Here is a 9,234-nt window from a genome sequence, read left to right as displayed (position 1 = left end):
GGTGTGAACCGCAAAATCAAACAGATCAAACGCACCGCCTACGGCTACCGCAACTGGACCAACTTCCACTATAGAATACAGATTGAATTTAATATCCGGGTCCAAAAAAGAGGCCCAATTCGTAAGTGAATTGAACCTCTCAAATTCTCTCCATCAACACCGGTTGACAAAGAGCCGTTTTCCTTATTTCCCCGCATACCGCACCGTCTGATGCTGAATACCAGCTTCTTCAAACGGTTCGCCGATGGGTTCAAAGCCGAGTTCTTTGTAGAAATCCATGGCCGTTAGCTGGGCATCCAGCTCGACGTGGGCCACGTCTGACTTCTTGGCGTCCTTGATGATTTGCTTGATCAATTCCGCTGCGTAACCGTGCTTACGTTGGTCAGCGACCGTGGCTACGCGTTGGATTTTCACCCGGTTGCCGGCGAGCATGTCGATTCTAGCTGTCGTGACGGGTTCATCATCAATATAGCCGACGTAGTGCATCTTATCTTCGTCAGTTCCGTCCAGCTCTACCTTCGGGTCAATCCCCTGCTCTTCAATAAAAACATCCTTACGCATCTGCAGGGCATCCTTAAATACCGGATTCAATTTACCCCAAGCCATTCTAATTTCCATCAAACCATCCTCGCTTAATCTTTTTGGTTGTAGCTTAAAACCTGAATATCATCAGGCGTTAATAATAATTTTGTGACACTGCCATTGGCTGGCCGCACGCTGAGGTCGTATTTGCCCTGACCGTAACGTTCCATCAGACTCAACAAGGTATTGCCATGACTGATCATCAAGACGTTGTCGCCATCGTTTAAGTCCGGGTTGTGGCGAATCAAATCAAAGCCTTGATCCACCCGGGCCCAGTATTCATCGTTGTTTTCAGCCTGGCGGAACGGGTCGGCTTCCTTCAAGAAGTCCTTGGCCTTACCAATCGAGTATTTCTCTTCAATCGCCTTAAACGTCGGCACGCCATGCGGTGCCCCAGCCACGTACCAGGCCTGGGCCATGTCCGTGCCTTCGTAGTAACCGTAGAACTCTTCTCTAAAGAATGAGGCCGTGGTCAATTGTGCGGCCGGTTGGGAATGATTGGCCGCTAAAATGGTCTTGGCCGTCTGTTCCGCGCGGGTCGTGTCACTGCAGTAAGCCGCCGCGAATTGGACGTCTTGAAGCCGTTTGCCGGCCCCTTCCGCATCCGCGATACCCGCTTCAGTCAGGGGTGAATTACTCCAGCCTTGGAGTTTATTGTAGATGTTAAAATACGTTTGCCCGTGACGGACCACGTACAGCGTGAGTTGTTTCGTCATAATCTAGTCACACCTTTCATCTGAATATACCTCTAGTGTACCAAAGATACTGCGATAGCGGTTACAATTTTATAGCCTGACTTAAAGTTTTCCTAAACTTGGCGGTAAAATGCGTTTCCCGGCTGAAAGTTTGCTACCATTAGTGAAATACGTGGTCGAAAGCCAGCGACCAGTGGGTGAATATATAATAGAAGTAATCGCCACAATCCGTAACTTTATGCGTTGGTTACTCACCCGGTTTTCTAGTGATTGCCGGGCGCCATCGTTGACCCACGACACCCCCACTGGTTCTATGGTAAAATGGGACTACTTTAACCGTACACGAAGGAGCGAAAAAACTTGGAACGTTTCAAAAAAATATGGGCCAGAACTGGCACCCGGATGGGCTTTGTCACCCTGATGGTCGTCCTGTTCTGGCTGAAGACTTTGGTCGCCTACTTTGTCGACTTCAAGTTAGGACTCAGTGATCCGTTTCAATTTCTGATCCTGCTCTTGAACCCGCTGGCCACGACCATTCTGCTCTTCGGGCTGGCGCTTTACTTTAAGCGGGCGCGCTTTTTCTACCCGTTTTTATTTCTGATCGACATCTTAAACACCCTACTGCTCTACATCAACGTCATTTATTTCCGCGAATTCACGGATTTCATGACCGTCAGTACGGTGTTGGGCTACTCCAAAGTTGACCAGGGCCTGTCCGGCAGTTCGCTGGCATTGACCTCGCCACACGATATCCTGTACTGGCTGGACCTCGTGGTGGTCTTGGTCTTGATGGCCACGCGGCGCATCTACATCGACCCGCGGCCACTGAACAAGCGCGTCGGCCTGGCCGTGACCTCCAGCGCCCTCCTGCTCTTCACGGTCAACCTGACCATGGGCGAAATGGACCGGCCGCAGCTGTTGACGCGGACCTTTGACCGGACCTACGTGGTCAAATATCTGGGGCTAGACGCCTTCACCGTGTACGACGGCATCAAGTCGCAGCACACCAGTGAGTTGCGGTCACACGCTAAGAAGTCCGAGCTCAGTGGTATTTTAAAATACGTGCACAAAAACTATGCCGCGCCGAACAAGCAGCTCTACGGGGTGGCTAAAGGCAAAAACGTCATCATCATTCACCTGGAGAGTTTCCAGCAATTTCTGATCAATAAGAAAATCAATGGTCAAGAGGTCACGCCGTTTCTGAACAAGCTGTATAAGAGTAAATCGACCTACAGCTTTGACAACTTCTTCCATGAAGTCGGCCAAGGTAAGACCTCCGATGCTGAAACCATGCTCGAAACCGGGACGTATGGCCTGTCGCAAGGCTCGCTGTTCACCCAACTGGGGAACGACAACACCTTCCAGGCCGCGCCCGCGATTTTCGATCAGGCCGGTTACAGCACCGCGGTCTTCCACGGTAACGTCGCCAGCTTCTGGAACCGCAGTAGCACCTACAAGAACCTGGGGTATCAGTACTTCTTCGATGCCAGCTACTACGATACGTCGGGTGACAAGTCGCTGGGCTACGGGTTGAAGGATAAGCTGTTGTTCAACGATTCCGTGAAATACCTGCAGCATCTCCAGCAGCCATTTTACGTGAAATACCTGACCGTCACCAATCACTTCCCGTTCACCTTGGACAGCGAAGATTCTAGCTTCAAGACGCCCGACACCGGGGATAAGACGGTCGACAACTACTTCAAGACCGCCCACTACCTCGACCAATCGGTGAAGGAATTCTACGCCTACCTGAAGAAATCCGGCCTGGCTAAGAATTCACTGGTCATGATCTACGGTGACCACTACGGCATTTCCAACTCGTCGAACAAGAGCTTGGCCAAGCTACTAGGCGTCAACCCGGATGACTGGAACGACTACGACAACGCCCAGCTCCAACGCGTGCCTTTGATGTTCAACATGCCCGGCTACAAGAAGGGCAAGGTCGAACACACCTATGGCGGCGAAATCGACGTACTGCCAACGTTGATGCACCTGATGGGGATGAACACCAAGAAGTACATCCAGTTCGGGACCGACCTGTTCTCCAAGGCTCACAATCCCGTCGTCGCTTTCCGTAACCGCGACTGGGTCAGCCCTGAGTACACGTCGATTGACGGCACCGTTTACAGCAACAAGACCCAAGAGGAGATTCACCCAACCAAGCAACAGCAAAAACTGATTGACGCCATGCAAAAACACGTCAACCAGGGCCTCAACGATTCTGACTCGCTGAACCAAAAGAACCTGTTGCGTTTCTACCATCCCAAGGGCTTCAAGGCTGTCGACCCGTCTGATTACAACTACTCCGATGGGTTAGAGAAGGAAGAAAAGATTGAGAAGAAGTTAGGCTTGAGGTCCACCAGCCTGTTCTCCCGCAACGGAGACAAGTCCACGCAGCCGTTCTACAAGACGGATGCGCCTGAGCTGGGCCACAAGACGACAGATTCCAACCGGATCAAGATTACCAACCAGGATGAGACTAGTGGGAAGTAGTTCTTTCAATTGACCACCCACGTAATCCAAATAAAGAAGCTGTCCGTTCAATCTCACCGATTGGTCGGACAGCTTCTTTGCGTTTGATGAAAAATCTTCTATTGTTAGGATAGACTTACTAAGCCAAGCGACGGTGCCTGGTAAGAACGGCCGGTTAAGTTGGTCTGTTCAGGCCTAACCAGTGTGAATGACAGGCATCTATCGTAGCCGAAAGTGAAGTGAAATCTAGGCTCAGCCGGGAATTTAGCAGCGCACCTTGCTGGTAAATTGGTGACTTTGAGACGCGACTTTCGGCTCAAAGCAAGGGTCGAGACCGGGTTTGGGCTCGACCCGTCCTCCCCCAGCGTTCCAGCCTAGAGTTTCACGTAACGACAGGCGGCCAGCTCCACACAGATTTTGTCGTAGCCGGATTAATGCCGGTCAGACAGTGACGTACTGTGGACTGGGCCGCGGCGGTCTGGGAAGTAACGCGTCATGATATCGCGGACCGCGACTGGCGCCTCACCGTAGCCGGTCGCAATCAGCGGCTGTTTGCCGGGATACATGACGCCGTCGCCAATCGCGTAGATGCCGGGCACGCTGGTCGCCATGGTCGAATCCACCGCAATCAGGCGGTGGTCTTCCGCCAAATCAACGTCCCAGCCGGCCAGTGCGTGGTGGTCCGCCGTAAAGCCGTAGCTGACGACCAAATCATCCAGGGTAACGTGAGTCATATCATCCTGTGACCCCACCTGCTTTAAGGTCACATCGAGCTGATCAGCTGGCGTTTTCTGCAGGTCGCGAATCAGGTATGGCGTCTTCACGGTCACCGTGGAGGCGTGCAGCAGGTCGACCATGTGGGCCAGCCCACGGAACTGGTCGCGGCGATGCAGGAGCGTAACGGATTTGGCCACCTTTTCCAGCATCAAGGCTTGGTCGATTGCCGCGTCGCCACCCCCGGCCACCATCACGTCGCGGTCGCGGAAATGTTCCGGGTCGCGAACGCTGTAAAACAGGTGCTGGCCCTCGAAGTCAGCGGCGTTGGCCACGTTTAATTTCCGTGGCGCAAAGGCCCCGTTGCCGACCGCAATGATAACGGCTCTAGTCTGCGTTGTTCCGGCCGCAGTGGTAATGGCAAAGCCGTCGTCAATCGCCGCAACGTTGGTGACCGCTTGGCCCGTCTTGATGGTCAACGGAAATTGGTCTAACTGCCGCTGCTGATTGGCGATTAAGTCGCGGCCGGTGACGGCGGGAAAACCCGCCACGTCTAGAATCGTTTTCTCTGGATACAAGGCGTTGACCTGGCCGCCGAGTTCGGCTAGGCTTTCGACCAGCTGGGTCTTGGCGTTGTGCATACCGGCGTAAAAGGCGGCGAACATGCCCGCCGGACCGCCGCCAATAATCGTGATATCATACGTGTCTGTCATTATCATTACTCCATTTCTAAGGGAGGTGGCCACCGTGAAACATCCACGGGGATTCACCGTATTTATAACTTGTTTCCTGGTACTGAGTAGCTTGACGCTTTGGTGGAATCACCGCTGGACGGTGTTACAGTCCGTGCGCGTGCCGCAAACCCAAACGGTCACCCTCTTCTTGCCGGGATCCCACGGGGCGTGGCTCTCATTGCGTAGCATGGTGACCAGCCTGAACCGGCCACACCTGGGCACCTTTGCCCTGACGGCGCGGGTCTCCTGGACCGGTCACGTACACTGGCACCAGCGACGGGCGTTGGCGGCCAACAATCCACTGATTCCGGTCATTTTCGCCGACAATACGCACCCGCAAAAGCAAGCGCGTCAACTGACCACCGTCTTGACCCAGCTCCACCGGCGTTACGGCGTGACCCAGGTCAATTTAGTCGGTCACTCGTCAGGTGGCACGATTGCCTACGACTACCTGGACGACCACGCGCCGGCCCCGGTCACGGTTCGACGTATCGCCATGATTGGCGCCGACTTTCCGGAACGGACCGGGCTACACGCCCACTATCCCCGCCTAAAGATACTCAATCTCACCGGCGTGATTGGCCGCACTGGCAATGACAGCGAGGTGCCCGCCAACACCGTGACGCCGCTGCGTCGCTTGGTCGCGGGCCACGTGGGCCAGTATCAATTTGCCCGCATCATCGGCCCCGTCTGGGAGACGCAACACTCCCTGCTCCACGAAAATCCAGCACTGGACGCGCGGCTGATACGGTACCTCTATCCGCCGAGTTGAGTCGCCTTCAAAATACGCTGGCCCTGTAGCGTGCGGGCCTCCCGCAAGCCGGCATTGATCAGAACAAAAATGGCGACCCACCCCACGGCGATCAGGACCCACTGCTGCAGGTATAAGATATCTAATAACGCAAACGGCGCGTTCCAATCCCAGATGGCATGAAGCGCAATCGCCAAGAGGTAGAAACGCAGGAATTTCGGCGCCACCATATTACTCCCCGTCACGGGTTGATGCCGCTCCTTGGCGAGAATGATGGCCGCGCCCATGATGGCTGACCAAATCGTATGGGTCCCGATGGCCTGCCAACTGCGCATCAGCAGTGTCATCAGGCCGTACTGCCCGGTGTAGCCTGCCGTTTCAAACACAGCAAAACCCGCGCCAATCGCCGCCCCCACCAGCAAGCCGTTGAAAATGTAATTCAGGTGGAAACGATTGATGAAGTAAGCAATCACCAGCATCTTGGCGGTCTCCTCGATGAAGCCAACAATCAGGGCCGACTCCCACGAGGTCCCGTTACCAGACGGAATCAGCGAGTAAAGAATCATAGTCGCTATCAGCGATAGGATGCCGCCGACCAAAAAGACCGTCATTAATTGATAGACTGAGATGTTGCGGAACACATTGATTTCAAAAAACATGATCAGTAGCGCAAAAGGTACAGTCAACGAGCCGATGAAAATCATCCCCGGTACGGCGTTGTTACTACGAAAGACCAGGAACAACATCGCCAGGAGCACGAAGCTGGCACCCAACAACGCGAAGACGCGGGAGAACAACCACGGCTTGACCGGGGCCGCCGAGACGGCTTCCAGTGAGGGCGTGGTTTCGCGCGTGCCCACGATGAACAGCGTCTCGGCATCGTCAAGGTCGTGGTGCTTGAAGACTTCGGAAAACATTTGGAACAGGTGGATTTCGACCACCTTATTCTCCCCCGTCCACTCGTTCATTTCCTTCGTCGCATCATCGAGCAAATGGTTGTGGTACTCAAAGCGTTTCTTTTCTAATTTATTAACATTCTTGGCCATGGCTGGCCCCCCTCTTGCCGCACCGCTGACAGCCAACTCAGCTGGCCAAGTGGTCGCCCAGTTTACGGGTGCGTAAAAAAATTTAAATTTTTTCTGCCGGCTAAATTTATGCCGCTGTAAGCGTTTCAAACGTTGATTCAATGGTGCGTAAAACGCTTTACTCAAGCCTTTCCGCGGACCTCGTGAGCGGGTAATTTTACCGGTCAGTTGGCCTCTTCATTTTACCTTGAACCGGGTTTTGCTTCAACTTGGTGACGACGTGAGCTTGCTAAATGTAACCAGTTACATTATAGTTAAAGATGGATTTAACCTAAAACTTTACTCAAAGGGGAGACACGCTTATCATGGCAAAACGTAAAATGATTTTGGACTTAGATACTGGGATCGATGATTCTCTTGCAATCGCTTACGCATTAGGTGCACCTGATGTTGATTTGATTGGGATCGTTGGTTCATACGGCAACGTTGTCGTTGAAGAAGGCGGCAAGAACGCCTTGAAGATTTTGGAACTGTTGGGTCACACCGACATCCCTGTATACTTAGGTGAAAGTCATTCCTCAACCTCTGATCACTTCGACCGCATGGAAGTTAGTGCAAACATTCACGGTCAAAACGGGATTGGTGAAGTTGAACTGCCAGAACCAACTCGGGCCATTGAAAAGGAATCCGGTGTTGATTTCTTAATCGAAGCCGCTCATAAATACGGCAAGGACCTGACGTTGGTCCCAACTGGTCCAATGACCAACTTGGCAGCTGCTTTGAAGAAGGCCCCAGAAATCGCCAATGAAATCGGCAACATGACCTTCATGGGTGGTGCGCTGACCATGCCTGGGAACGTGACTCCATTTGCTGAAGCCAACATCAACCAAGATGCTGAAGCAGCCAACGCTGTGTTGACCAGCCCACTGCACTCAACCATGGTTGGGTTGGATGTTACGTTGCGGACCCTCTTGACCAAGAAGGAAACCCAACAATGGCGTGACCTCGGGACCGTTGCCGGTGAAAAATTTGCCGACATCGTGGACTACTACATCGAAGCCTACAAGCAATTCAATGACAACTTGGGTGGCTGTGCTTTGCATGACCCACTGGCTGTTGGGGTTGCTTTGGACCCTAGCTTCGTGACGACGATTGACTTGAACATGGTCGTCAACTACAACAAGGAAACTTACGGCCGGACCATTGGCGATGACAACCGCCTGAACGAACCGACGAACGTCAAGGTTTCTGTCATGGTCGACAAGGACCGTTACCTCAAGGTCTTCATGGACTACTTGACCACGTTATTCAAGAACAACAAGTAAGCACTTTAAAACGCTGCTCCCTTTGATGGGGGCAGCGTTTTTTACATGTTCATTCAAGTGCCGCGACACTGGCAGCCGCATCGTCTCATTTTTGCTGGCCGCTATGAACCGCCAGCATTTTCGAGATGCGTTGCTGATGCCACTTAAAACGACTAAGTCAAAACGCTGCCCCACAATTGTAGGACAGCGTTTTAGTCATAACCAACTAAGCCTTGTAATTAAAGTTGTTGATCATCGTCTTGACCGCATTGTTCGTGTACTGCGTTGCGTACTGTTTCTTTTGCGCCGCAGTCAAGTCCGAAGAACCGTTGAAAAGCGCGGTGTACTTCTTTTGCAGGGCTGGCTTGACGTACTTCTTAGCATACGCGGAAGCTGGGCTCTTCTTGACCTTGGAATACGTGTAGGACTTACCACTGGTTGCCAAGCGACGGTTCAATTTCTTGCCAGTGACCTTGGTACTAAAGGTCGTGCTGGACTTCTTCGTCAGCTTGAAGGTGTAAGCCTTCTTGGTCAGTGATGTGGTCGTCTTGTTGCTCGTCGTCTTGAATTCAATCAGCTTGTACTTCGTCGTCAAGGTCTTCTTATTCTTGCTAATCTTAATGGAGGTTGGCACCCCGTACTTGACGTTGGCGTTCTTCCCATTGAAATCACCAAAAATCAACAACGTTCCCGTCTTGCCGTTGGACTTATAGGTCTTGAAATAAAAGGCTGTCTTGGACTTTGCATTCTTGTAATAACGCTTCAAATCAGTGTTCGTAAAGGTTGGCGTCTTCTTGGTGCTAGCGCTAGCCACACTTGGCGTCGCGATGCCACCTAAGGTCCCTGCCGCCAATACTACTAACCCGAGTTTAACCATCAAACGTTTCATGCCATAATCCTCCTTAAGATTTATCCTATACACATTTAATACTGCCATGACATCGTCAAAATAGCAAG

Annotated in this window: 9 protein-coding genes; 4 read left to right on the top strand and 5 right to left on the bottom strand. The window is 52.4% G+C overall.

Going from position 1 to position 9,234, the window contains the following annotated elements; genetic code table 11:
- On the top strand, positions 1–129 hold a 129-nt coding region (locus EKM83_RS12040; protein ID WP_164505674.1), incomplete at its 5' end, for a transposase.
- Positions 130–183: 54 nt separating this feature from the next.
- Here EKM83_RS12040 and EKM83_RS12035 read toward each other — a convergent pair.
- The gene (locus EKM83_RS12035) at positions 184–618 is read right to left on the bottom strand and encodes a GNAT family N-acetyltransferase (RefSeq protein ID WP_125577772.1); all 435 of its coding nucleotides are present in this window, start codon (positions 616–618) and stop codon (positions 184–186) included.
- 14 nt (positions 619–632) lie between these two features.
- Complete coding sequence (locus EKM83_RS12030; protein WP_125577770.1) at positions 633–1,298, bottom strand: histidine phosphatase family protein; 666 nt, start codon at positions 1,296–1,298, stop codon at positions 633–635.
- Between the two features lie 381 nt (positions 1,299–1,679).
- Here EKM83_RS12030 and EKM83_RS12025 point away from each other — a divergent pair, with 381 nt between their 5' ends.
- Positions 1,680–3,770: an LTA synthase family protein gene (locus EKM83_RS12025; RefSeq protein WP_125577778.1), complete on the top strand. Its 2,091-nt coding sequence runs from the start codon at positions 1,680–1,682 to the stop codon at positions 3,768–3,770.
- 410 nt (positions 3,771–4,180) lie between these two features.
- Here the strand turns inward: EKM83_RS12025 and EKM83_RS12020 are convergent, their stop codons facing one another.
- Complete coding sequence (locus tag EKM83_RS12020) at positions 4,181–5,176, bottom strand: NAD(P)/FAD-dependent oxidoreductase (RefSeq protein WP_125577768.1); 996 nt, start codon at positions 5,174–5,176, stop codon at positions 4,181–4,183.
- Between the two features lie 34 nt (positions 5,177–5,210).
- Between EKM83_RS12020 and EKM83_RS12015 the strand changes: the two genes are divergently transcribed.
- Entirely contained in the window at positions 5,211–5,969 is a 759-nt protein-coding gene (locus tag EKM83_RS12015; protein ID WP_225418676.1) for an alpha/beta fold hydrolase, read from the top strand.
- On the opposite strand, the gene EKM83_RS12010 is transcribed toward EKM83_RS12015, so the two are convergent.
- Complete coding sequence (locus tag EKM83_RS12010) at positions 5,954–6,994, bottom strand: PrsW family intramembrane metalloprotease (protein ID WP_125577764.1); 1,041 nt, start codon at positions 6,992–6,994, stop codon at positions 5,954–5,956. The two genes, EKM83_RS12015 and EKM83_RS12010, sit on opposite strands and share 16 nt — an antisense overlap.
- A gap of 344 nt (positions 6,995–7,338) precedes the next feature.
- Here EKM83_RS12010 and EKM83_RS12005 point away from each other — a divergent pair, with 344 nt between their 5' ends.
- Entirely contained in the window at positions 7,339–8,298 is a 960-nt protein-coding gene (locus tag EKM83_RS12005; RefSeq protein WP_125577762.1) for a nucleoside hydrolase, read from the top strand.
- Between the two features lie 205 nt (positions 8,299–8,503).
- Here EKM83_RS12005 and EKM83_RS12000 read toward each other — a convergent pair whose 3' ends face one another.
- Positions 8,504–9,166, bottom strand: coding sequence for a hypothetical protein (locus tag EKM83_RS12000; RefSeq protein WP_125577760.1), 663 nt, complete (start codon positions 9,164–9,166; stop codon positions 8,504–8,506).
- Positions 9,167–9,234 lie beyond the last annotated feature (68 nt).

Origin of the sequence: Levilactobacillus angrenensis, from assembly GCF_003946085.1 — a bacterium.
Taxonomy (GTDB): Bacteria; Bacillota; Bacilli; order Lactobacillales; family Lactobacillaceae; genus Levilactobacillus; species Levilactobacillus angrenensis.
This window is presented reverse-complemented; position numbering and strand designations above follow the sequence as displayed.